At 55.6% G+C, this 23,450-nt stretch carries 17 protein-coding genes, 1 pseudogene, 1 riboswitch and 1 other annotated feature; of the genes and pseudogenes, 15 read left to right on the top strand and 3 right to left on the bottom strand.

Going from position 1 to position 23,450, the window contains the following annotated elements; translation table 11 throughout:
• Position 1: 1 nt before the first annotated feature.
• Together NST43_RS24195 and NST43_RS24190 are read right to left on the bottom strand one after the other, a co-directional pair.
• The gene (locus NST43_RS24195) at positions 2-1,516 is read right to left on the bottom strand and encodes an IMP dehydrogenase (RefSeq protein WP_339219849.1); all 1,515 of its coding nucleotides are present in this window, start codon (positions 1,514-1,516) and stop codon (positions 2-4) included.
• A 58-nt stretch (positions 1,517-1,574) separates the two neighbouring features.
• Positions 1,575-2,135 carry a phosphoribosyltransferase gene (locus tag NST43_RS24190; protein ID WP_339219848.1) on the bottom strand — a complete coding sequence of 187 codons (561 nt, stop codon included), beginning with the start codon at positions 2,133-2,135 and terminating at the stop codon, positions 1,575-1,577.
• Between the two features lie 124 nt (positions 2,136-2,259).
• Positions 2,260-2,362: riboswitch (purine riboswitch) on the bottom strand.
• A 411-nt stretch (positions 2,363-2,773) separates the two neighbouring features.
• Here NST43_RS24190 and hemA point away from each other — a divergent pair.
• The 11 genes and pseudogenes from hemA (at position 2,774) to NST43_RS24135 (ending at position 14,994) form a co-directional block, all read left to right on the top strand.
• Positions 2,774-4,165 (top strand): glutamyl-tRNA reductase, encoded by a 1,392-nt coding sequence (gene hemA / locus NST43_RS24185; RefSeq protein ID WP_339219847.1) that lies wholly within the window; start codon positions 2,774-2,776, stop codon positions 4,163-4,165.
• Positions 4,166-4,170: 5 nt separating this feature from the next.
• Entirely contained in the window at positions 4,171-4,998 is an 828-nt protein-coding gene (ccsA, locus tag NST43_RS24180; protein WP_209994021.1) for a cytochrome c biogenesis protein CcsA, read from the top strand.
• A gap of 6 nt (positions 4,999-5,004) precedes the next feature.
• Complete coding sequence (locus NST43_RS24175; RefSeq protein WP_339219846.1) at positions 5,005-5,652, top strand: NAD(P)-dependent oxidoreductase; 648 nt, start codon at positions 5,005-5,007, stop codon at positions 5,650-5,652.
• A gap of 613 nt (positions 5,653-6,265) precedes the next feature.
• Complete coding sequence (hemC, locus tag NST43_RS24170) at positions 6,266-7,210, top strand: hydroxymethylbilane synthase (protein ID WP_209993992.1); 945 nt, start codon at positions 6,266-6,268, stop codon at positions 7,208-7,210.
• Positions 7,211-7,301: 91 nt separating this feature from the next.
• Positions 7,302-8,849 (top strand): uroporphyrinogen-III C-methyltransferase, encoded by a 1,548-nt coding sequence (gene cobA / locus NST43_RS24165; protein WP_339219845.1) that lies wholly within the window; start codon positions 7,302-7,304, stop codon positions 8,847-8,849.
• A 142-nt stretch (positions 8,850-8,991) separates the two neighbouring features.
• Entirely contained in the window at positions 8,992-9,990 is a 999-nt protein-coding gene (gene hemB / locus NST43_RS24160) for a porphobilinogen synthase (RefSeq protein ID WP_339219843.1), read from the top strand.
• Between the two features lie 33 nt (positions 9,991-10,023).
• Positions 10,024-11,310: a glutamate-1-semialdehyde 2,1-aminomutase gene (gene hemL / locus NST43_RS24155; RefSeq protein WP_339225518.1), complete on the top strand. Its 1,287-nt coding sequence runs from the start codon at positions 10,024-10,026 to the stop codon at positions 11,308-11,310.
• A gap of 182 nt (positions 11,311-11,492) precedes the next feature.
• Positions 11,493-12,212 (top strand): annotated as a pseudogene (locus NST43_RS24150) (RNA pseudouridine synthase); the annotation flags it as partial.
• A 637-nt stretch (positions 12,213-12,849) separates the two neighbouring features.
• Positions 12,850-13,269: a hypothetical protein gene (locus NST43_RS24145; protein ID WP_339219842.1), complete on the top strand. Its 420-nt coding sequence runs from the start codon at positions 12,850-12,852 to the stop codon at positions 13,267-13,269.
• Between the two features lie 118 nt (positions 13,270-13,387).
• Positions 13,388-13,939, top strand: coding sequence for a hypothetical protein (locus NST43_RS24140; protein WP_209993988.1), 552 nt, complete (start codon positions 13,388-13,390; stop codon positions 13,937-13,939).
• A gap of 194 nt (positions 13,940-14,133) precedes the next feature.
• Positions 14,134-14,994, top strand: coding sequence for a neutral zinc metallopeptidase (locus NST43_RS24135; RefSeq protein WP_339219841.1), 861 nt, complete (start codon positions 14,134-14,136; stop codon positions 14,992-14,994).
• A 68-nt stretch (positions 14,995-15,062) separates the two neighbouring features.
• Here the strand turns inward: NST43_RS24135 and NST43_RS24130 are convergent, their stop codons facing one another.
• Positions 15,063-16,304: a GGDEF domain-containing protein gene (locus tag NST43_RS24130; protein ID WP_339219839.1), complete on the bottom strand. Its 1,242-nt coding sequence runs from the start codon at positions 16,302-16,304 to the stop codon at positions 15,063-15,065.
• Between the two features lie 198 nt (positions 16,305-16,502).
• Between NST43_RS24130 and NST43_RS24125 the strand changes: the two genes are divergently transcribed.
• The 4 genes from NST43_RS24125 (at position 16,503) to NST43_RS24110 (ending at position 23,450) form a co-directional block, all read left to right on the top strand.
• A complete protein-coding gene (locus tag NST43_RS24125) occupies positions 16,503-17,915 on the top strand; it encodes a glycosyltransferase family 4 protein (RefSeq protein ID WP_339219837.1) in 1,413 nt (470 codons plus the stop codon).
• A gap of 135 nt (positions 17,916-18,050) precedes the next feature.
• Positions 18,051-19,415 (top strand): LysM peptidoglycan-binding domain-containing protein, encoded by a 1,365-nt coding sequence (locus NST43_RS24120; RefSeq protein ID WP_209993984.1) that lies wholly within the window; start codon positions 18,051-18,053, stop codon positions 19,413-19,415.
• Between the two features lie 200 nt (positions 19,416-19,615).
• Positions 19,616-20,278 carry a stalk domain-containing protein gene (locus tag NST43_RS24115; RefSeq protein ID WP_209993983.1) on the top strand — a complete coding sequence of 221 codons (663 nt, stop codon included), beginning with the start codon at positions 19,616-19,618 and terminating at the stop codon, positions 20,276-20,278.
• Between the two features lie 93 nt (positions 20,279-20,371).
• Positions 20,372-20,655 (top strand) — a binding site (T-box leader).
• A gap of 158 nt (positions 20,656-20,813) precedes the next feature.
• Positions 20,814-23,450: a valine--tRNA ligase gene (locus tag NST43_RS24110; protein WP_339225517.1), complete on the top strand. Its 2,637-nt coding sequence runs from the start codon at positions 20,814-20,816 to the stop codon at positions 23,448-23,450.

The following is a 23,450-nucleotide window of genomic DNA, read 5'->3' as shown; positions in this document are numbered from 1 at the left end:
ATCAGGAGGATGATCTGTCCTTTTCCTTAAGCATAACATCATGTGCGCCTCCTTCAAAGATCGTTGTGGAGGAGACGAGTGTAATCTTCGCCTTCTGCTGCAATTCCGGGATGGTCAGCGAGCCGCAATTGCACATGGTGGATTTGATTTTGCTGATGCTGAGATCGAGATTATCCTTCAGCCGGCCCGCATAAGGAATGAAGGAATCCACGCCCTCCTCGAACTCAAGCTTGCTCTCCTTATCGGCATTGCCGAAGTCATAACGCTGCCAGTTGCGGGCACGGCTTGCGCCTTCACCCCAATATTCCTTCACGAAGTTCCCGCCGACCAGCAGCTTGCGTCCGGGGCTTTCATCGAATCTGGCAAAATACCGGCCAAGCATCACGAAATCAGCGCCCATCGCCAGAGCCAGCACAATATGATAATCATGGACAATCCCGCCGTCGGAGCAGATCGGGACGTAGATGCCGGTCTGCTCGTAATATTCCTGGCGGGCGGCCGCGACTTCAATGACGGAGGAGGCCTGACCGCGTCCAATCCCTTTTTGCTCCCGGGTAATGCAGATGGAGCCTCCGCCGATGCCGACCTTGATGAAGTCCGCCCCCGCTTCCACGAGGTACAGGAAGCCCTCCTTATCGACAACATTGCCTGCGCCAACCTTCACCTGCTCCCCGAAAGTATCCTTAATATAATGGATGGTCTCCGCCTGCCACTCTGAATACCCGTCGGAGGAGTCGATGCAGAGGATATCTGCACCAGCCTCCACGAGCGCCGGTACGCGTTCCTTGTAATCCCGCGAATTGATCCCTGCGCCAACGATGAGCTGTTTGTTGTCATCATGCAGCTCCAGCGGATATTCCTGATGGCTGTCATAATCCTTGCGGAAGACCAGGTGGACGAGATGGCCGCTGGCATTCACAATCGGCAGGCAGTTCAGCTTATGATCCCAGATCATGTCGTTGGCTTCGGTCAGTGTAATTCCTTCTTCAGCATAGATCAGCGAAGCAAGCGGAGTCATGAACTCCGTAATCGGGCAGTCCGGCGGCAGCCGGTTCTCGCGGTAATCGCGGCTGGTGACAATGCCCATCAGCTTGCCTGTCGGTTCCCCGTTGTCCGTGATGGCAATGGTGGAGTGGCCGCTTCGCGCCTTCAGCACTAACACATCCTGAAGCGTATCCTCCGGACGCAGATTGGAATCGCTGAGGACGAACCCGGCCTTGAACTTTTTGACCCGGCGGACCATTTCTACCTGCTGTTCGATCGACTGGGAGCCGTAGATGAAGGAAATACCACCGCTTTTAGCCAGGGCAATTGCCATGTTGTGGTCAGATACGGCCTGCATGACCGCCGAAGTCACCGGGAGGTTCATCGTCAGCGCCGGGGCTTCCCCTTGGCGGAATTTGGTGACCGGGGTGCTAAGATTCACATTTCCCGGGATGCATTCTTTGGTGGTCAGACTGGGCACCAGCAGGAACTCACTGAAGGTTCTTGAAGGCTGCTCGTAATAATAAGCCATGGCTTGTCACTCCCCTGCTATATTTTGCAGATATGCTGCGATTGTAAATGTATACACTTCATACCTTGGATAGAAACCGTATGGGAACTCCAATGTCCGCTTCAAGCTGCTTATAGTGCTCTCCTTTGGCCAGTATCGCCTGCACCCCTACAAGCTCAATCCCCATAACAGACATCTGCCCGGCAATACAGCGGATCGTAGCCCCTGAACTAATGACATCATCCAGCAGCAGCACACGGTCACCGGAAGAGAAGCCGTCAAAATATATATAATTCTCATTATACGCCGTCTCGCGCCGGACACTAACCTCATAATTCTCATACAGCTCCGTGCTGAGGCGCAGGATATTCATCGGCTTCATTAGCTTGTAAGCAGCCAGCATCCCCCAGGTATGCCCTCCCGGTTCAGGAGATACGATGTAATCGAAATCGGGGAACTGCTCTGTGATGGCCGCTGCCAGACTATCCGTAATCTCACTGATCAGCTCGGGGGCGATGTACGTTCCGCGTTCTCCGAAGGGGTAGAGCTTGAAGTCATAGGCGGTATCCTTATTGGTGTAGATCCTCACATTCTTGGCCTGGCTGATCGACTCACTTAACCGTGCGTAGGATGCACTCATTGCCCTCACTCCTTCTATTATATAGATGGCAAAAACCCCAGGAACGAAAGAGGCCTAAGTCAAGACAGAATACCTCAGAAGGAAAAAGCCCGGCTTGGCCGTAAGCTCTCTGCTGATGATTCCAGCGTCTTGTCTGGCCTCTTGTAGCCTGGGGCAATTTACGGTTGCCTGTAGATACGCCCATTCCACATTAACGGGCTTATACAAGAGAAATAATTAAGATAACTGACATGGAAGTGACTTTTGAAGGGGGTAATCAGAGTTGATTTGTTATTTGTGTTATAAAACATTACTCAGATCATTTGTTATATGCTATCATCCGTAATAAAGTGTGTCAATATTTCATCATTGTGTTAGGTTACGTGACTCTATTTGATTTGATATTAGTCAGTTAAGTGGCGGATTCATAAATAAACTCTAAATAACTCATGCTAAAGCATGGTGCTTTTCCAACTTTTTATTTATAATAATTATTATCTGTAATTCATAAATAGTTCAAAGGTTATGTAAAATGCCGTATTTTGATGTGATATACTTAACACAGCGATTTGAGATCTTGTGAAATTGATACTAATATCTGCTGCTAAGCAGTAACAGAGCCTACACCAATGAATAGAGATTAGGATGGTGAACAAGCGATGCATATTGTCGTCGTTGGCCTGAATTACCGTACGGCTCCCGTAGAGGTGAGGGAACAGTTCGCTTTTGCCGAGAAGGATCTGCCTGCTGCGCTTCATCAATTGCTGCAGACGAAGAGCGTTCTGGAAGGGGTTCTGGTCGCCACCTGTAACCGGACGGAAATTTATGTGGTCGTGGACCGCCTTCATATGTGCGGGTATTTCATCCGCAGCTACATGGAGCAGTGGTTCGGTGTTAAAAGCGATAGTTTTGCACAGCATATGTATATATATGAAGACGAACAGGCCATTGCCCACCTGCTGCGCGTAACCTGCGGTCTGGATTCCATGGTCATCGGCGAGACGCAGATTCTGGGACAGGTGCGCAGTGCATTTTTGACTGCCCAGGCGGAGGGTGTGACCGGGACCTGGTTCAACCGGCTGTTCAAGCAGGCAGTGACGCTTGGTAAGCGGGCGCATAGCGAGACTTCCATCGGCGAAAGCGCGGTGTCGGTCAGCTACGCGGCTGTGGAGCTCGGCAAGCGGATCTTCGGCATGTTCACCGGCAAGCGGGTGCTCATTCTCGGCGCCGGCAAAATGAGTGAGCTGACGGTGAAGCATCTGTACAGCAGCGGTGCCGCAGAGGTGATCGTCGCCAACCGTACATTGTCCCGTGCCATGGAGCTGGCCGAGAAGTTCTCGGGTAAGCCCAGCACGATTGACGAGGCGCTGAAGTCTCTGGATGAGGTGGATATTGTGATCAGCTCCACGGGTGCGGACGGCTATGTGCTTACGGCAGCCCAGGTCGCCGAGGGAATGAAGCGCCGTCCATCACGGCCGCTGTTCATGATCGACATTGCTGTACCCCGGGATATTGATCCGGCAGCGGCAAGTGTGCCTGATGTGTTCCTCTATGATATTGACGATCTGGAGGGGATTGTGGAGAGCAATCTGGAGATGCGCCGCAGTGAAGCCGCCAAGATCGAAGTCATGATTGAGGATGAGATGGCGGAATTCCAGCAATGGCTGAAGACCCTTGGGGTCAGACCGGTCATCCGTGCGCTGCAGGACAAGTCAAACGGAATTTACGAAGATACGATGGACAGTCTGTTCAACAAGCTGCCGGAGCTGGATGAGCATCAGCGCAAGGTGATCCGCCGCTTGACCAAAAGCATTGTCAACCAGATGATGCATGATCCGATCAATGTAATCAAGGAAATGTCCGGCGGCAAGCAGGGGAATGAAGCACTGGAGTACTTCACCCAAATCTTTGCCCTGCAGGAGCAGCTCGATTCCGGTCCGGCCGGAAGCGGTGCAGAGCCGGCTAAGCGCAGCTCTGCTGAACGGGTCTCCGGCGGAGAGATCCTGGTGCCGGGGACCGTGCTTACCCCAGCCGCTCTGCTTGGCGGGTGAGCAACATGCTACTGCTGAACGGAATATATGATGCCGCTCTGCTGCTATATGCCCTGAGCCTGCTGTTTGTTTTCTCGGATTGCCTTCGGCGTAATCCGGGCGGAAAGCGGCTGGGCACAGGGCTTCTTGCTGTCGTGGGCCTACTCCAGCTCACGGGGCTTGCAATCCGCTTCTCTCAGGAGGGCGGACTGCCGATTTTCACGCCTTATGATTTCCTCTTCTGGTTCTCCTTCAGTATGGTTGTGACTTCGTTTGCAGTGGCGTATATGCGCGGCGGAGAGTTCACGGTTCTGCTGCTCAGTATGGCGGGATTCAGCGTATTCCTGCTGAACCGGGTATGGCTGACGGCGGAGGATCATACGCTGCAGAGCTGGAGTGCGGTGCACGGGTGGCTGGCGATGCATGTTATTTTGGCCAATTTGAGCTTTGCCGCACTGACACTGGGGACGGTATTTGCGATAATGTACTTATTCCTGCATACCAAGCTTAAGAATAAGAAGTGGGATGACCGTGTCCGCAGGCTGCCGAGCCTGGAGACCATGGACAAATATTCCTACACGGCGATCCTGGCCGGAGTTCCGCTGCTGCTGGCCTCGCTGATCCTTGCCGGGCTGTCGATTGTGGCGGAAGGGCGGGCGCCGCTTTTTCAGGATACGAAAGTCCTGACTACGCTTACGGGCCTTGGCGTCTACATCGTCTACCTTGTGCTGAAGTTCTCCGGCCGCCGAAGCGGTACAGTCATGGCCCGCTGGGCCATTGCCGGGTACGCCTTCACTATTCTTAACTTCCTGCTGAATTCCTGGTCGGAGTTCCATGGCTGGGGCGGGGAGTGAGGTGGGATGAACAAGTATTTGCCGATTATGCTGGATGTGGGCGGCAGACGAGTGGTGGTAATTGGCGGCGGGGCGGTGGCTGAACGTAAGGCGATCCCGATACTGGAAGCAGGTGCGGAGCTTGTGATCATCAGCCCATCGCTTAGCGGAACGCTGTCTGCGATGGCGGATGGCGGGCGGCTGCAATGGATCAGCCGCCCGTATGCTCCCGGGGATCTCCAGGGAGCTGTTCTGGTGTATGCCGCCAGTGATAACAGGGCGGTGAATGAGGCTGTTGCGGGGGAAGCCCGGCAACTGGGGCTGCCCGTTAATGTAGCCAGCCATGCGGAGGCGGGCACCTTCATCACGCCCGGCGTGCTTCGCCGCGGGCGCTTGACGGTTGCGGTCTCGACCTCGGGAGCGGGACCGTCTGCTGCTGCGGAGATTACGCAGCAGATTGCGGGGCTGCTCGGCGAGGAATACGAGCCGTATCTGGATTTTTTGTATGAGCTGCGGAAGGCCATCAAGCAGCTGGAGCCAGCGGCAGAGACCCGGTCGCGGCTCTTGCAGCGGCTGGGGAAGCTGGATGTGTTGAATGAGCTGCGGCAGGGCACCTTTATACCATGGACATCCGAGGAGATTGAGGCCTGGGTGGCGCGCCACCGGGAGGAATAGGCGGCGGAAGTAGCTGAGCCGCCGAGGTGAACGAATCAAGGGCAAAAGTGCCGTTGAATACGGCCGAATCAGCTCAATCGAGCAAATTAGGTGTATAAATACACCTGAATACGGGCGAAACGGCTCAGTCGAGCAAATTAGGTGTATAAATACACCTGAATTCGGCCGAATCGGCTCAAGCGAGCAAATTAGGTGTATAAATACACCTGAATACGGCCGAATTAGCTCAGTCGAGCAAATGAGGTGTATAAATACACCTGAATACGGCCGAATCGGCTCAGTCGAGCAAATGAGGTGTATAAATACACCTGAATACGGGCGAAACGGCTCAATCGAGCAAATGAGGTGTATAAATACACCTGAATACGGCCGAAACAGCTCAATCGAGCAAATGAGGTGTATAAATACACCTGAATACGGCCGAATCAGCTCAGTCGAGCAAATGAGGTGTATAAATACACCTGAATTCGGCCAAAACGGCTCAATCGAGCAAATGAGGTGTATAAATACACCTGAATTTAGGCCGAATCAGCCCAGGCGAGCGAATCCAGGGGCAAGTTGTTCGGCGGTAACAGCGGGGATAAGGGACTGACTTGAACAGGGGGAATGGGGCATGCGGAAGATTATCGTGGGCAGCAGACAAAGTGCGCTGGCTTTAACGCAGACGGGGCATGTGATTGCCGATCTGGAGCGGCTTAGCGGAGAGCATGGATTTGATTTTACTTTTGAGGTGCATAAGATTGTGACCAAGGGTGACCGGATTCTCGATGTGACCCTGTCCAAAGTGGGCGGCAAAGGTCTGTTCGTCAAGGAAATTGAACAGGCGATGCTGGCCAAGGACATCGATATGGCGGTACATAGTATGAAGGATATGCCTTCCGAATTGCCGGAAGGCTTGATGAATGGTGCGGTGCCGAAGCGTGAAGATCCGCGCGACGTTCTGATCTCGGGCAGCGGAGCGGGCTTGGAGGATCTGCCGCAAGGCGCGCGCGTAGGCACGAGCAGTCTGCGGCGCTCCAGCCAACTGGCTGCACTCCGGCCGGATCTGCTTATTGAGCCGGTACGCGGCAACATTGATTCGCGGCTGAAGAAGCTGGAGAGCGGCGAATATGACGCGATTCTGCTGGCAGCGGCGGGGCTGTCACGGATGGGATGGCAGGACCGGATTACGGCATATTTGCCGCCTGAGGTCTGCCTGCCCGCTGTAGGCCAAGGAGCACTCGGTATTGAGTGCCGTGAGGACGATGAGGAGCTGCGCAAGCTGCTGGCGCTGTATAATGATGAGCGCACGGCACTCACGGTGACAGCGGAGCGGACCTTCCTCGGCGCCCTGAACGGCGGCTGTCAGGTGCCGATTGGCGCCTACGCGATCCTTGAGCCGGAAGGCGAAGCTGCGGGTCCGTCCATAACGTTAACCGGAATGGTCGGAACACCGGACGGTACTGTTATTCTGAAGGAGACCTGCACCGGCAAAGATCCGGTGGAGCTGGGTGCGGAGGTCGCGCGTAAGCTGGTGGCCAGAGGTGCGGAGAAGATTTTGGCGGATGTAAGGGAATAAGGGTAAGGGTGAGATAGGGAAACAGTGTGGGTTGGGGAGAAGCTTATGCAGGCCAGAATCGCATGTGTATAGGGATAAGGGGATGACGGAGATGGCGGGGAAGGTATATCTGGTAGGTGCAGGTCCGGGGGATGCGAAGCTGATTACGGTCAAAGGGCTGGAGTGTATCCAGAAGGCTGATGTGCTGGTCTATGACAGGCTGGCCAGTCCAAGGCTGCTGAAATGGATGAAGCCCGGCGGTGAGAAAATATACGTAGGCAAGCTCTCTGACCGCCATACGATGAAGCAGGAGGATATTAATCAGCTGCTGGTGGATCTCGCTCTGGAGGGCAAAACGGTGGTGCGTCTGAAGGGCGGGGACCCCGTGATTTTTGGCCGGGTGGGTGAAGAAGCGGAGCTCCTGCGCAGACATGGCATCTACTATGAGATTGTTCCGGGCATTACCTCGGCCATCAGCGTCCCGGCGTATGCCGGTATTCCGGTGACCCACCGGGAGGCATCATCTTCCCTGTCGATTATTACGGGCCATGAGAGCCCGGATAAGCTGGATCATTCCATTCAATGGGATAAAGTAACGAATGCTACAGGCACGCTGGTGTTCCTGATGGGTGTCGCCAAAATCGGTTACATCAGCGCCCAGCTCATGAAGCACGGCCGTCCGCCGGAGACCCCGGTGGCGCTGGTGCGCTGGGGGACCCGTGCGGATCAGGAGACGCTGACCGGAACGCTGGCCGATATTGAGGCAAAGGTTACGGCAGCGGATTTTCAGCCCCCGGCGGTTATTGTGGTCGGTGACGTTGTGCTCCAGCGGGAGCACCTGATGTGGGTGGAGGCGCTGCCGCTGTTCGGCAAGCGCATTGTAGTGACGCGGGCGCGCGCGCAGGCAAGTGAGCTGGTGGACCGGATCGAGGAGCTGGGCGGCGAGCCGTATGAGTTCCCGGTCATTGAGACGGTGATGCAGCGGGATGCGGACAAGCAGGCGGAGATCGCTGCGGCTCTTGGCAGGCTTGCGGCGTACGACTGGGTGTTCTTCACCAGTCCGAACGGCGTAGACTTCTTCATGCGTCATCTGACGCAGCAGAAGCTGGATATCCGCAGCCTGCACGGGGCGCGGCTGTGCGCTGTGGGACCGGGTACGGCCGCGGCGCTTGCAGAGCGCGGACTGATCTCCGAGGAACTGCCCGGCCGTTTCCAGGCGGAAGGGCTGATTGAAGCTTTTGGCTCACAGCTGCTGCCGGGGCAAAAGGTGCTGCTTCCGCGCGGCGATTTGGCGCGTGAGTGGCTGCCTGGTAAGCTGAGGGAGCTGGGGCTGGAAGTGACGGAAGTGGATACTTATGAGACGATTGTCACTGGCGAGGATGATATTGAACTGGTAAAGCTGCTGGAGGAGAAGCGCATTCATGCGGTGACCTTCACCAGCTCGTCCACGGTGCGCAATTTCCTCGGCATCCTGAAGCGGATGGGCCTGGAAGATCCGCTGGCGCTGCTGGCGGGCGTTAAGATTGCTTGCATCGGCCCGGTTACCGAGCAGACCGCAGTCGAAGCAGGACTCACTCCGGGACTGCTCCCGGAAGAAGCCACCATTGAAGGACTAGTGCAGGAGCTGTGCCGCTGGAATGAATCGACAAGACTGAGATAGCCTGTTTCTGCCAGATCTGTCAGCGCTGCCTTTGAGCGTTGCAATCGGGTCCGGCCTATTAGCTTCGATAACGGTAACATCCCAATACTGCTTAAGACGAATAGATGTGTGTGTATAACTACTGGACAGGAGGTTTACAGCAATGAGCTTTCCAATAACCAGACACCGCCGTTTGCGCGGGTCGGCCGGTATTCGCGGCATGGTGCGCGAGACCGTTTTGAATGTGCTGGATTTCATCCAGCCGATTTTTGTAACCTATGGTACCGGTGTGAAGAATGAGATCAGCTCCATGCCCGGTGTCTATCATTTCTCGCTGGATACGCTGAAGGCGGAGGTGGATGAGATTGCTGCCCTTGGGATTCCGGCGGTATTATTGTTCGGCATTCCCGAAACGAAGGATGCGGTTGGCTCGTCCGGATTCGCTGAGGATGGCATTGTACAGGAGGCAACACGGCTGATCAAAAAGTGGTACCCCGACCTGCTGGTCGTCGCCGACACCTGCCTGTGTGAATTCACCGACCACGGCCACTGCGGCATGGTGCATACCCATACAGTGGACGGTGTGGTGCACGGGGATGTAATCAACGACGCTTCGCTTGAGCTGCTGACCCGCACGGCGGTCTCGCAGGCCCGGGCAGGGGCGGATATTATCGCGCCGTCCAACATGATGGACGGATTCGTACAGGCGATCCGTGCCGGACTCGATGCGAATGGCTTCGAGCAGGTGCCGATCATGTCCTATTCGGTAAAATACGCCTCTGCCTTCTACGGCCCGTTTCGCGAAGCGGCAGATTCCGCTCCCCAGTTCGGCAACCGCAAGACGTATCAGATGGACCCGGCCAACCTGCGGGAAGCGATTCGCGAAGCGGATTCCGATGTGCTGGAAGGCGCGGACATGCTGATGGTGAAGCCCGCGCTGGCTTATCTGGATGTAATCCGGACGATCCGCGACCAGTTCGATCTGCCGCTCGTAGCCTACAACGTCAGCGGTGAGTACTCGATGGTCAAGGCGGCTGCGCAGCAGGGCTGGATCGATGAGCAGGCGGTTGTGCTGGAGATGCTGACCGGCATGAAGCGCGCCGGAGCAGATGTGATTATTACCTATTTCGCCAAGGACGCAGCCCGTTGGCTGCGCGGCTAGGATCAGGAGGGCACAAGCATGGGCAATATACCGATGAACCGCCGGGAAGAGGCTTCCCGCACCGCTTTTGAAGAGGCAAAACAATATATTCCCGGCGGGGTGAACAGCCCGGTCCGGGCATTCAAATCCGTAGGATTGACCCCGGTGTATGTCGAGCGGGGCGAAGGCTCGCGGATCTATGATATTGACGGCAACAGCTTCATTGACTACGTCTGCTCGTGGGGGCCGCTGATTATGGGACATGCCCATCCTGCGGTGGTGAAGGCGCTGCAGGAGACTGCGGCCAAAGGGACAAGCTTCGGCGCGCCGACCTTGATGGAGACCATTATGGCCAAAACCGTGGTAGAACGTGTAGCCTCGGTGGACATTGTCCGCATGGTGAACTCGGGAACGGAAGCGACGATGAGCGCGATCAGACTGGCCCGCGGCTACACCGGACGCAGCAAAATCCTCAAATTCGAAGGCTCCTACCACGGACACGCCGACAGCCTGCTGATTAAGGCCGGTTCCGGGGTGGCCACCTTGGGGCTGCCGGATAGTCCGGGCGTGCCGGAAGGTGTGGCGATGAACACGATCACGGTGCCTTATAATGACCTGGACGGGGTCAAAACTGCTTTTGAACGTTACGGCAACGAGATTGCCGCTATCATCGTTGAGCCGATCGCCGGAAATATGGGCGTGGTGCCTCCGCTTCCGGGCTTCCTGGAAGGGCTTCGTAAGGTGACTACGGGGTACGGGGCTTTGCTGATTTTTGATGAGGTGATGACCGGCTTCCGTGTGGACCGGGGATGTGCGCAGGGACTGTTCGGGCTGGACCCGGATCTGACCTGCTTCGGCAAGGTTATCGGCGGCGGGCTTCCTGTAGGGGCTTACGGCGGCAAAAGAGAGATCATGGAGCAGATCGCCCCTTCCGGGCCGATCTATCAGGCAGGCACACTCAGCGGGAATCCGCTGGCGATGGCGGCGGGCTACAGCACGCTTGCGCTGCTGACCCCTGAGGTCTACACCCGTCTGGAGTCGCTTGGTGCGAGACTGGAAGCCGGGCTTAAGCGCAATGCGCAGGAGACGGGAATTCCGCTGACGATTAACCGCGTGGGCTCGATGGTATGTCCGTTCTTCACGGAGGAGCCGGTCACTAACTTCGAGACAGCCAAGACCAGTGATCTGGAGCGGTTCAAGCGTTATTTTGGCAAAATGCTGGATCAGGGCATCAGCGTTCCCCCGTCCCAGTTCGAGGGAATGTTCGTATCCGCTGCGCACAGCGAGCAGGATATTGACGATACGATTACGGGCCATTACCAGGCCCTGAAATCGCTATGACGGCCGGACCAGAAGACCGGTCCGGTCAACATGGCAGTGCAACGGAGGGCCGCGTGGGCGGCCCGGGCACTGACCGTACTGCACCGCTCCCTGGAGAGGGGGCGGGTGCAGGTACCAGCGCCAGCTCCGGGAGCTTCGCAGGCGGCGGCAAGTGGACCCGGCGCGGGGAATGGCTGGAAGCCATGCCTGGCCGGGTCATTACGTCGGCTGCCGACAGACCGGCAGCCATCGATGCCTGGCTGCTGGGCGTAGCCGGCATGCCGGAGAAGCTGCACGCCCGGCTGCGCCGCGAGGACGGCATCCAGTGGAGGGGCGACCGGCTGCGGCTGGCCCTGTTCCCCCACCGGGAAGCGGGAATAGAGCCGGTGTGGCAGGAAGCTGCGGCTGAGGTGCTGTTCGAGGACGACTTCTGCCTCGTAGTCCATAAGCCTGCGGGTATGGCAGTTCATCCGGACGGCAGCAGCACAGAGGTGACACTGGATCATATCGTAGCCGCACATTATGCGGCTTCCGGCGGAGGGATTGCCGTCCGCCATATCCATCGGCTGGACAAGGATACTACCGGACCCGTACTGTATGCGAAGAACGAATACGCCCAGCTTGTACTGGATGAGGATATGCGTGAGAAGAATGTATCCCGCCTGTATGCGGCGATTGTTGAAGGCACAGTGCCGCCTGAGCTTGCGGTGATCGATGCCCCCATCGGCCGTGACCGCCATCATGCAGCGCGCAGACGGGTATCCCCGGGAGGGCAGGAGGCGGTAACGCGGATTGTGGGGCGCGAAGCCCTGCCCGGCGGAACCGTAGTGAAGCTTCAGCTGGAGACGGGCCGAACGCACCAGATTCGTGTCCACCTCAGCCATGCGGGACATCCGCTGTTCGGGGATGATCTCTACGGCGGAGCCGGCTGGCATACCGCTGGTATTCCTTCTTTATATGATGAGAAGCAGCTGCGCACGAAGCCTGGTCAGGTGAAGTCTGCCATTACGGCCTGGTTCGAAGAGCAGGAGAAGGCAGGGCTTACCCCTGGTCTGCAAGTCACCGGCAAGCAGCCAGCTCCACCTTCCAAGCCGGGAGTCACGGCGAAAAGGAAGAGTTCCGACCGCCAGGCGTTGCATGGCGAGAAGCTGATTTTCGCCCATCCCTGGACCCGCATCAAGATCGAAGTATCTGATCCTTGGCCGGAGGATCTGTGCCGTCTGCGTGAGCAAATCGGCGGCCTAGATCAGAAGTAAGCCATTAACCAATCGGCTGTGTGAAGTTAAGGTAAGCTATACTCAACCGGGCCGCGTTTCTCCGATATCTGGAGGATTGCGGCCCGGCTTTTTAGTTGTTGTTTAGCGCGACCTCCCCCAGCCGGAACATCGGACAATAAGTGGATTTATGCTATTTATTTACTGGTGAACAGTTACCCTTTTTCCACTTATTTCATTGTAGCCACCAGTTAGCCCACGTGTCCTCTGATACCTTTCCGCGCGCAAGCCCGTCTTACTAATATGAGGAGATGATCTGGCTGTGAGATTGAGATGGAATCGCAGAGTGTTAGGAATCTTAGCCGCCTCGACCCTGGTGATTGCCGCCGGAATAATGGTGGTTGTGCAACTGAACAACAACTACGGAGTACTGGGTCTGGTTGCCCAGCTTCAGAGCTTCCGGGTGACGGTAGACAATCAATCGGACTTTGAGCTGAGTATTCTGGAGACAGGAGTAGTAACCGGCGCAGCAGCAGAGGCATCAGTAGACGAAGTTGGCAAGTTACTCAAAAGCGGAAAAACTGTAAAAATTAAGCCCTGGCTGACCTTAAGCGGCGAAGGCGGAATTTATCTGAAGTATTCAGACAAGAGAGAACCGGACGTTCCCAGAACCATCGGAATATGCTCCTACACCGAAACTTTATCCGGATATTCCAAAGTTATTATTACGAATGACAAGGTGACAATCAAACAAAACTGCAGCTAATCTATGAACAATCCAGATATTTGCAGATCCCTAGTAACATTTGTAACTGACGGGCTGCCAATATATTGATAAATATAGTATGTAAGCGCAGTCTAATTGATGAACTGGGGGAAATTTTGTGAAAAAAATTACTAAGTTTATGCTCGTGGCCGGTATCTCATTGGCACTTGTCGGGGTAGGGAACAGCGGCGCCCTGAACAATGTCACTTCGGCAGCGAGCGCACCGCTTAAGGTAGGCCGGGTGGAAGCGGCTGCCCATGGCACCAAATGCTTCACCGTTGCGGTTGCTGTAGTACAGAATGGCGTAATCGTTGCGGCTTCGCTGGATGATTATCAGTTCCTGGGCACCGATGTAGCCACTGGCGTACCGAACTCGGACAAGGATTTCGGCAAGAATTACAAAGACCCTAATATGGTGCTGGCCTCCAAGAAGACCAACGCCAAATACTACAGTGAGCACATGACGGAAGAAGCCAAATCAACAGTAGCCTATGACAAGAACCTGGCGGCCATCGAGAAATTCGCCACAGGCAAAACGATTAAATCCCTTGAAGCTACACTGACTAACAAAAGCAAAGAGCAAGTCGTTGACGCTGTAAGCGGTGCAACTCTGGTGGATACCCAAGGTTACCTGAAAGCCATTCTAAGCGCAGCCAAAGCTGCAAAATAAACGGCTGTTCCATCATTTAACCGATTTTAACCCCTTCGTGGCTGCGGCTGTGGAGGGGTTTTGCTATGCTGTTTCCATTTGTCTCCAGACCGACTTCGTTGCTCAAGAGAGTGGCACCCCTGCAATTATGGGTATAACACTAATAAGTATAAAGACATCAGCATTCGCGAGTATTCATAACTGGGGGTAAGGCCATGAAATGGCAGGGCAGAAGAGGCAGTTCTAATGTGGAAGACCGCAGAGGCCGCGGCGGCGGAGGCGGGGGCAAGCTGATCGGCGGCGGAATCAGCGGGATCGTGATTATAGTGATTGTAACGCTGCTGAGCGGCGGGAATATCGGCGATATTATGGGGAATCTGACCTCAACTGGTTCAAGTACAAACTCTGGTGCTCCCTATGAACAGAGCGCCCAGGAGAAGGAGCTATCCGAGTTCGTATCCGTGGTGCTGGCCGATACCGAGGATGTCTGGTCCGATATCTTCAAGAAGCAGGGGATGACTTATCAGGACCCGACGCTTGTGCTCTACAGCGGCAGCGTGAACTCTGCCTGCGGAACCGCAAGTTCGGCCGTCGGCCCGTTCTATTGTCCGGGGGATGCCAATCTGTATATCGATCTCAGCTTCTATGATGAGCTGCAGCAGCAGTTCAAGGCGCCGGGCGACTTCGCCATGGCATATGTGATTGCCCACGAGGTGGGTCATCATGTGCAGACCCTGCTGGGTGCTTCCAAGCAGCTGAATGCAGAGCGCCAGCGTCTCAGCGAGACCGAATTCAATAAGGTTCAGGTCCGTTTCGAGCTGCAGGCTGATTATTATGCCGGGGTATGGGCCCATCATGCCCAGGGGATGAATCTGCTGGAGGAAGGGGACCTCGAAGAGGCGCTGACTGCCGCGAGCGCGGTGGGGGACGATACGATCCAGAAGCGGGCGCAGGGATATGTGGTGCCGGACAGCTTCACGCACGGAACCTCCGAAGAGCGCAAGCGCTGGTTCTATAAGGGCTTTAACTCCGGCACGATTGCCGGCGGAGATACCTTCAAGGCTGCTGAACTATAGCCGATTCCAGCATCACGAACACTAAGAGCCGCTCTTCCGGTTGACGGAGAGCGGCCTTTAGTGCCTGGCTAAGACTCAAGATCATTCCGGTAAGAGAGACGGTTGCGGCCAAGCTTCTTGGACTCCAGCAGGAGCTGGTCGGCGTAGACGTACCCTTTTTCCATAGAGGTCTTCTGGTCCGGGTCTGCCTTATAGTAAAAGAGTCCGAAGGATGCCGAATACGGCACGCGGATCACCTGCTCCTCGAATTCTGCACTTACGCTGTGATCGTGAAGGCTGTCCAGCATCTCCTGAATCTGTCTCTGGCATTCCTCGAAGGTCTTGTCCCTCAGGAACAGCGTGAACTCTTCCCCGCCGCTGCGGAACAGAACATCCTGCTCCTGCAGATGCTTCTGCAGCGTCTTTGCAAAATGAACAATGACACGGTCGCCAACGGCGTGGTTGTAGCTGTCATTGATTTTTTTGAACCGGTCGATATCCGCCACTACAATTCCGATATACTCCCCGCTCTGGTTCAGCTCCTTCATCATCTTGTCCATATGTGCCCGGTTATAGGTGCCGGTGAGGAAATCGCGGTAAGCCATCTGCTCGAATTTGTCGCGTTCATACTTGTGCTGGGCACTCTGCGATTTGGAATAGAACGAGATACTGACAACATAGTTGAGCACGAACAGGGCGATCAGCATCTCCCATTTCTCCATTTGCAGCAGCCGCAGCAGCAGAGCATTGCTCAGGGCCACCTTGCTGAAGTCCAGCAGATTCCGGCTCCGCAGCAGCAGGTTCCGCGCTTCCCGGCGTGTCTTGATATCTCCCGACAGGGCAAAGGTCAGCACCAGGAAGGTGGAGGACAGCAGAGTGGTGACGCAGACCACGAGCAGGAACAGCAGCCAGTATCCGAGCGGAAGCTTGTCCGCCAGGGGGGAGAGTGCCGTGTACAGATAATACGCGGCTGAGCCGCCTAGTGTGAATGAGCCGATGTTGTAGAAGGTATCCAGGAATTCTCCGGGATCGGCGGTTTTTGTTTTCTTTTTATAGAAATAGACAATGAACCGGTATACGGTCTCGAACAGGAGGGTACCCAGCGGTCCGGCAAAAATCCCGAAAGACGAAGTATAGCTGATCGCATAATCGATCGTAGAATTCCCGCTCCGGGTCACAATCCGCAATTGGAAGTAGATGCTGGAGAAGACAGTGTATAGCAGCAATGCTTTTATATAGGTAACGTCCAGGACTACAGCATATGTGGGAATGAAGGCTATAGCCAGGGAGGCGACAAATAGGAAAAGGTCAAATACCCTCGCTTTTGACATGTCGGAAATTTCCTTTCAGGATTTATACCGATTATACCCGAAAAGACGATTCTTGATTAAAAGTTATTTTTGAAATTTGTATCGAATGACCATATATCCATTTCCGCCTGCCCGTAGCCTTCATATACTATCCTGGCTAAGGTGGAGCAGACTGCTCCTGTGCCTCTAAATAAATCTATAAGCCGGGGAGAGGAATGCATGAAGATATTGCTGGTCACCTACTGGGGTCTCACCAATATGGGCGGGATTTGGACGTATATGAAGCAGCTGGCAGATAAGCTGGGCGAGCAGGGGCATTCCGTTACAGTGATGGGCAGCCATGTGGAGAACAATACATTGTATTTGCTGAACCGGACCGAGTCTTTTGATAAAAAAACGTTCTATTCGCTTCTGCTGCCGCAGCTTGATATCGGCCGGTTCCCCTCGCTGCATCTGGAGCATGGCATCTTCAGCTTCGAGCTGGGGCGTTATGTGTTTGAGGGCGGAGCCGCTGTGCTGGGGCTGGAGGAATATGATGTTATTCATGCCCAGGACCCTATAGCCTCGTACGCGCTGCGGCGGATTATGCGCCGTCCCGTTCCGCTGGTCTCAAGTGTTCATGGGGCATTGACCAAGGAGACCTTCTATGAGTACAAGGGACTTGAGCCCGGGCTGACCCGGGAGGAATATGAACAGCGGCCGATCTGGAGCTATTTCCGCAGGCTTGAGACGCTGGGTGCCAGGGCGGCCGACCAGATTCTGGTCTCTTCGGAGTGGATCGGACAGCTCACGCAGAGCCTGGGAGTCAGCCCGGACCGTATTCATACCTTGCCATACGGGCTGGACCTGCACCAATATGCCGCCCGGGCTGCAGAGACGCCGCCGCTTCAATTTGCAGAAGGAATCCCTGTGATCATGTTTGCCGGACGTCTTGAATATATCAAAGGAGTACATGTACTGATAGAGGCGCTAGGCATTCTAGAGCAGCGCTGTCAGCAGTGGATCTGTGCGGTGGCCGGAATCGGCAGCCTCCTGGAGGAGCTCATGGAGCAGACCCGCCGGCTGGGTATCGCGGGGAAGGTCCATTTCACCGGGAAGCTGAACAACATTCCGGCTGCGCTCCGGGCTGCCGACATCTATGTGCAGCCCTCCCTCCAGGACACGCAGCCCTTCTCGGTTACGGAAGCACAGCTTGCCGGGATCGCGCCGATTGTCGCCGGAACCGCAGGCATGCCGGAGATGGTCCGGCAGGGGGAGACGGGCTGGATTGTTCCTCCCGGAGATGCCGCGCAGCTTGCCCTGCAGATCGAGCAGCTGCTGGGGGATGTGGAGCTGAGAAGACGCACCGGCCTCCAGGCCAGAGAGTGGGCAGAGCAGACCCGGTCGCTGGATGTCATGGCTGCGGGTACGCTGAATGTATACCAGCGAGCGGTCAGGCTGCGGCCGGGAATTCCGGATCACCTCCGGTTTGAGGAAGAGCCGGGCTCGGGTACGCTTCCGGCAGCTTTTCATCCGGCGGATGTGCTTAACGAGTGTGATCCGGGGAATCCGCTTGCCGTAACGCTGCGTGTCAAGCTTCCACAGCACTACACTATTCCTGATGCACGTACTGCCCTTCCTCCCCTGGGATAGACGCTGTCCGCAATTGAAGCGGCAAAGTTGTCATGCCTGCCTGATTGAAGCATATACATGAGGGGAGTAACATTTTGGGCTTATACTCTGGGCTTGTCTCAGGGATAGATTATGCCAAGAAGGAGGACATTTCCCGTGTTTGACCAGTCCCATGGCTTGCGGTTTGATATTTATGAACGCATTCACCTTTCGGAAGAGCTTCCGGGAATAGCAGAGCTGGAGGAAGTCGAGCTGGTTCCCGACATCCAGGTCATCCAGCGGGAGGACCGGGCCGAGCTGCACGGTCAACTGCTGCTCACCGGACTCTACCGGGGGGAGGATGACCTTACACAGCGTCTGGAGCATGCAATTCCTGTTGAAATCACTGTTCCGCTGACCCGGGTCAGCTCACTTGATGACATAGGGGTGGAGATCGAGAATTTCGATATTGATCTGCTGACGATGCGAACCGTCAACATTACCGGAGTGCTCTCGCTGCGCGGAATCGGAAGTGCAGATGCACAGCCGGCCTGGCAGCAGGAGGAATACACGGTAGCGTATTCGCCGGAGGCAGGAGACAGTAGGGCGGCTGAGGAGAAATTACGCAGTCCGGAGAATGATAGCCTGTATGAGAATTCGCTCTGGACCTATGGCGAAGGAGCAGCAGAGGGCTCTGAAGAAGATCAGAACGCTGCTGATCCGGCTGAGGCTGCAGCTGGGCCGCTGTATGCGGAAGACGCTGCGTACACCCAGCCCGCTGCCTATCTCACCACACCTCTGAAGGACAAGGAACCCAGAGTAAGAACCCATAGCCTGGATACGGCTTCATCGGCAGGCAGCAAGCCGGCGGCTGATCCGGTCTCCGGCCACTTCCTCACCTCCAGAGAGAAGACGGCGCCAGCGGCTGTGAACGGCTCGCTTCAAGAAGACACCACGCTTCAGACAGGCACCGCTGCCTTGAACACAGTGGATCATTGGGGCAATGCGAAGCTTCATGCCGCCACGCAGCCGGAGCCGGTGCTTACCTCCGCTGCCAACGATGCTGCTGCGCTGTTTGCCGGGAACGAAGAGGTGGAGACGGCAGAGGAGATTCAGGCCACAGACAATGAAGTCTTCCTGTCTGCGGAATCTCTGGCTCCCCAGGAGGAGAAGCAGGATCTCAAGGTTGCCCTTGGCAGCAAAAAAGAACCGGGAGCCGCGGAGAAGGAGCCGCTCACCTTCTCCTCGCTGCTCAGCGCAAGCCGCGCCAACAGAGAGCAGGAGGAGCTGCTCTCGGGCAATATTGACTCTGTAGCGGAGGCTATCCCTGAGGCCGGCAATGATACAGCGTGGAAGAGCCGGTTCATCGGCGGCATGGGCGGAACGGAGCTGTTCCGCAAGGTACGGCTCTGCATCGTGCAGCGGGAAGAGACGCTGGATACCATTGCCGAGAAATATCAGCTTAGCACCCGGGAGCTGACCATGTACAACCGGCTGTCCGGCCAGATTGTAGAAGAGGGACAGGTCTTATACATTCCTTGAGATTGACGGTGTGCGGAGAATTCAGGCTTAACAGGAACAGCCCTTGCCTTATGGATGGGGCTGTTCCTGTTTTCTTTGTGAAATCCGCTTTTGGTTTACAAACCGTTCAGCCGGGGGTAATAGTCACTACCGGCCTACATACATTACACATTCAGGCAGCTATGCGCTGGTACACCACTTCTGGAAGGATGATAACTCACATGAAGAAAAAAGTGGCAGCCACTGCGGCCGCACTATGCTTGACGCTCACAGTCTCGGCCGGTGTCTACGCCGCCAGTAATCTGCAGGAGATCAAGGCGCTCCTGAACAACAAAATCGGGATCGTCGTGAATGGCCAGGCGTACACGCCCAAAGACGGCAACGGCAAAACCCTCGCCCCGATTACCTACAACGGCATTACTTATCTGCCTGTACGCTCCATCGGCGAAGCGCTGAACACCGCTGTCACTTACGACGCTGCTACCAGCCGGGTAATCATCGGCGATGCGGCTGCCCCGGCTGTCTCCTCCGGCGGCTCGTCCGCAGGAACACCAGCGGATTCCGTGAAGCGTCCGAAGAGTCTGCCGGCGGACTTCCCGCTTCCGGCCGATGCGAAGATATTTGATCTGATCGAAGGCTCGGCGACCGGTACGCCGTCCGCGACTTTCAGCTACCGCACGAAGCAGAGTCTGGAGACGCTCGGCAATACGTATAAGGACTATTTCGTGCAAAAAGGAGCAACCTCCAAAACAGAGGAGGTCTCAGCCTCGGCCTTCTCCATTATTGATGTTGGAAGCAAGTTCGCCGTAACACTGGATGGAGCTCCCGGAACAGGCAGCAACCAGGGCTTCAATGTGGTTCAGGTGATCTGGAGCGGGGAGTAAGCGCTGCGGCTTAACTGCTGCCTGCCGTTTAGTGCATATGCTGGTTGACTAGGGATAATACTGAATGTATTATTGAACTAAGTAATAACTAGCATAAAGACTGGGAACGGGAAGAGTAGGCGGTCAGCCCTTCAGAGAGCGGAATTATTATTGGTGTGAATTTCCGCAGGATGCAGCCCCCGAAGTCGCCCCGGAGTTGCCCTTCTGAGCTTGTCTTCATCCTGAAGACCGGTTAGGATGCGGCCGGACGCAGCCGTTATCTGCAGAAGTGTCGCGCTAAGCTTCAGGAACCTGTAAGGGGACTTAAGGCAGAGTTTTATTTTTTGTTGGCGCGAAACAAAGGTGGTACCGCGAAAGAATGGCCTTTCGTCCTTTGAGACGAAGGGCCTTTTTGTATTCTCAGAAACCACTAGCTACTCAATACATTAACAGTGGAGGGTTCACAATGGCTGATAATAACAATGCAGCAGCAGAGCTGCCGAACCAGCAGGAAGCGGCAGAAGATACCGCCGCAGCTAATCACAAGCAGAGCGACATGCCGACTACATATGATCCGGGAGCGGCAGAGAAGAAATGGTATGCGTACTGGATGGAGAACGGCTTCTTCGAAGCCGGCAAGCGGCCGGATGCGGAGCCTTACAGCATCGTTATTCCGCCGCCGAATGTAACAGGAATGCTGCATATCGGACACGCACTGGATTTCACGCTTCAGGATGTGCTGATTCGAACCAAGCGGATGCAGGGTTATGATACCTTGTGGCTGCCGGGTACGGATCATGCAGGCATTGCTACGCAGACCAAGGTAGAGCAGAAGCTGCGACAGCAGGGAATCTCCCGCCATGATCTGGGGCGCGAGAAGTTCCTGGAGCAGGTATGGGCCTGGAAAGACCAGTACGCAGAGACGATTCATGACCAATGGGCCAAGATGGGCCTGTCTCTGGATTACTCCCGCGAGCGGTTTACCTTTGATGATGGAATGAAGAAGGCAGTAAGCAAGGTATTTGTGGAGCTGTACCAGAAGGGCCTGATCTATCGCGGCAAGCGGATTATTAACTGGGACCCGGCTGCCCGTACAGCGCTGTCTGATATCGAGGTTGAATACAAAGAAGTGAACGGTCATCTGTACCATTTGCGTTACCCGCTTAAGGATGGCAGCGGCCATATCACGGTGGCTACCACACGGCCCGAAACGATGCTGGGCGATACTGCGGTAGCGGTACACCCTTCGGATGAGCGTTATAAGGATCTGATCGGTAAGACGCTGATTCTGCCGATTACCTTACGTGAGATTCCCGTGATTGCCGATGAATACGTCGATAAGGACTTCGGCAGCGGTGCGGTTAAGATTACACCGGCCCATGATCCGAACGACTTCGAGATGGGAGTCCGCCATAACCTTCCGCAGATCAATGTAATGGATGAAGGCGGAGTGATGAATGAGGAAGCAGGCGCCTACCAGGGAATGGACCGCAGCGACTGCCGTAAGGCCATCGTAGCGGACCTGAAGGAGCAAGGCGTGCTGATCTCCATTGAGGATCACGTACATCAGGTAGGACACAGTGAACGTTCCGGGGCCGTAGTAGAGCCTTATCTGTCCACCCAGTGGTTCGTCAAAATGCAGCCGCTGGCAGAAGCAGCCATCGCCGCACAGAAGGACGGAGACGGAGTTCACTTCGTGCCGGACCGCTTCGAGAAGACGTACCTGAACTGGATCGAGAATGTCCGCGACTGGTGTATCTCCCGCCAATTGTGGTGGGGCCACCGTATTCCGGCCTGGTACTCCGAATCCACCGGGGAGATTGTAGTTGCACATGATGAAGAAGAAGCACGCCGCATCAGCGGACTGTCCGACCTGAAGCAGGATGAAGATGTTCTGGATACCTGGTTCAGCTCGAATCTCTGGCCGTTCGCTACCTTAGGCTGGCCTGACGGGGACAGCAGCGACTATCAGCGCTACTATCCGAACAACGTACTGGTTACCGGCTACGATATCATCTACTTCTGGGTAGCGCGCATGATTTTCTCAGCCATGGAATTCACAGGACAGAAGCCGTTCTCCGATGTGCTGATGCACGGACTCGTACGCGATGCCGAAGGACGCAAGATGTCCAAGTCTCTCGGCAATGGCATCAATCCGCTGGATGTTATCGAGCAGTACGGCGCTGACGCCATGCGCTATATGATTACTACCGGCAGTACAGCGGGACAGGATCTGCGGTTCCGGATGGAAAAGGTAGAGCAGGCGCGCAATTTTGCCAACAAGATCTGGAATGCCTCCCGGTTCGCGCTGATGAATCTGGAAGGCGTAGCCTTTGAAGATATCGACATTACAGGTGAGCTTGGCACAGCGGACCGCTGGATTCTGCACCGCCTGAACGAAACTTCCCGCGATATTACGCGTCTAATTGACTCGTACGAGTTCGGCGAGACTGGCCGCCTGCTCTACAACTTCATCTGGGATGATCTGTGTGACTGGTATATCGAATTCGCCAAGCTCTCGCTATATGGAGCGGACGCAGCCGCCAAGGCCAAGACCCAGTCCGTTCTGGCTTACGTGCTGGACCGCACACTGCGCCTGATTCACCCGTTCATGCCGTTCATTACGGAGGAGATCTGGCAGCATCTGCCGCATCAGGGCGAATCCATCACCTTGGCCGAATGGCCGAAGTACGATGCGGCGCTTGAGAATCCGCAGGCAGTGTCAGAGATGAACCTGCTGATGGATATCATCCGGGCCGTTCGCGGTATCCGCGCGGAAGTGAATGCGCCAATGAGCAAGAAGGTCGAACTGATTATCAAAGCCGGCAGCCAGGACACCCTGGACATTATTTCCCGCAACGACAATTACATCGGGCGCTTCTGCAACACCTCTTCGTTCGAAGCAGGTCTTGCGCCGCAGACGCCGGATAAAATGATGTCCGCCGTGGTTACCGGAGCGGAACTGCTTCTGCCGCTGTCCGGTCTGATCGATATCGACCAGGAGATTATCCGTCTTGAAAAAGAAGTTCAGACCCTGAACAACGAAGTGGAGCGTGTGGAGAAGAAGCTCAGTAATCAGGGCTTTGTAGCCAAAGCTCCGGCAAAAGTCATCGAAGAGGAACGGGCGAAGCAGGCGGACTATTCCGACAGACGCGAGAAAGTGCTGGCCCGTATTGCAGAGCTGAGAGGATAA

This window comes from Paenibacillus sp. FSL H8-0332 (assembly GCF_037963835.1).
In the GTDB taxonomy this organism is placed as follows: domain Bacteria; phylum Bacillota; class Bacilli; order Paenibacillales; family Paenibacillaceae; genus Paenibacillus_AQ; species Paenibacillus_AQ rhizoplanae.
This window is presented reverse-complemented; position numbering and strand designations above follow the sequence as displayed.

What these genes read in the sequence shown, in the direction of transcription:
- NST43_RS24195 (WP_339219849.1), bottom strand. Translation starts at nt 1,516, where the DNA reads ATGGCTTATTATTACGAGCAGCCTTCAAGAACCTTCAGTGAGTTCCTG.
- NST43_RS24190 (WP_339219848.1), bottom strand. Translation starts at nt 2,135, where the DNA reads ATGAGTGCATCCTACGCACGGTTAAGTGAGTCGATCAGCCAGGCCAAG.
- hemA (WP_339219847.1), top strand. Translation starts at nt 2,774, where the DNA reads ATGCATATTGTCGTCGTTGGCCTGAATTACCGTACGGCTCCCGTAGAG.
- ccsA (WP_209994021.1), top strand. Translation starts at nt 4,171, where the DNA reads ATGCTACTGCTGAACGGAATATATGATGCCGCTCTGCTGCTATATGCC.
- NST43_RS24175 (WP_339219846.1), top strand. Translation starts at nt 5,005, where the DNA reads ATGAACAAGTATTTGCCGATTATGCTGGATGTGGGCGGCAGACGAGTG.
- hemC (WP_209993992.1), top strand. Translation starts at nt 6,266, where the DNA reads ATGCGGAAGATTATCGTGGGCAGCAGACAAAGTGCGCTGGCTTTAACG.
- cobA (WP_339219845.1), top strand. Translation starts at nt 7,302, where the DNA reads ATGGCGGGGAAGGTATATCTGGTAGGTGCAGGTCCGGGGGATGCGAAG.
- hemB (WP_339219843.1), top strand. Translation starts at nt 8,992, where the DNA reads ATGAGCTTTCCAATAACCAGACACCGCCGTTTGCGCGGGTCGGCCGGT.
- hemL (WP_339225518.1), top strand. Translation starts at nt 10,024, where the DNA reads ATGAACCGCCGGGAAGAGGCTTCCCGCACCGCTTTTGAAGAGGCAAAA.
- NST43_RS24135 (WP_339219841.1), top strand. Translation starts at nt 14,134, where the DNA reads ATGAAATGGCAGGGCAGAAGAGGCAGTTCTAATGTGGAAGACCGCAGA.
- NST43_RS24130 (WP_339219839.1), bottom strand. Translation starts at nt 16,304, where the DNA reads ATGTCAAAAGCGAGGGTATTTGACCTTTTCCTATTTGTCGCCTCCCTG.
- NST43_RS24125 (WP_339219837.1), top strand. Translation starts at nt 16,503, where the DNA reads ATGAAGATATTGCTGGTCACCTACTGGGGTCTCACCAATATGGGCGGG.
- NST43_RS24115 (WP_209993983.1), top strand. Translation starts at nt 19,616, where the DNA reads ATGAAGAAAAAAGTGGCAGCCACTGCGGCCGCACTATGCTTGACGCTC.
- NST43_RS24110 (WP_339225517.1), top strand. Translation starts at nt 20,814, where the DNA reads ATGCCGACTACATATGATCCGGGAGCGGCAGAGAAGAAATGGTATGCG.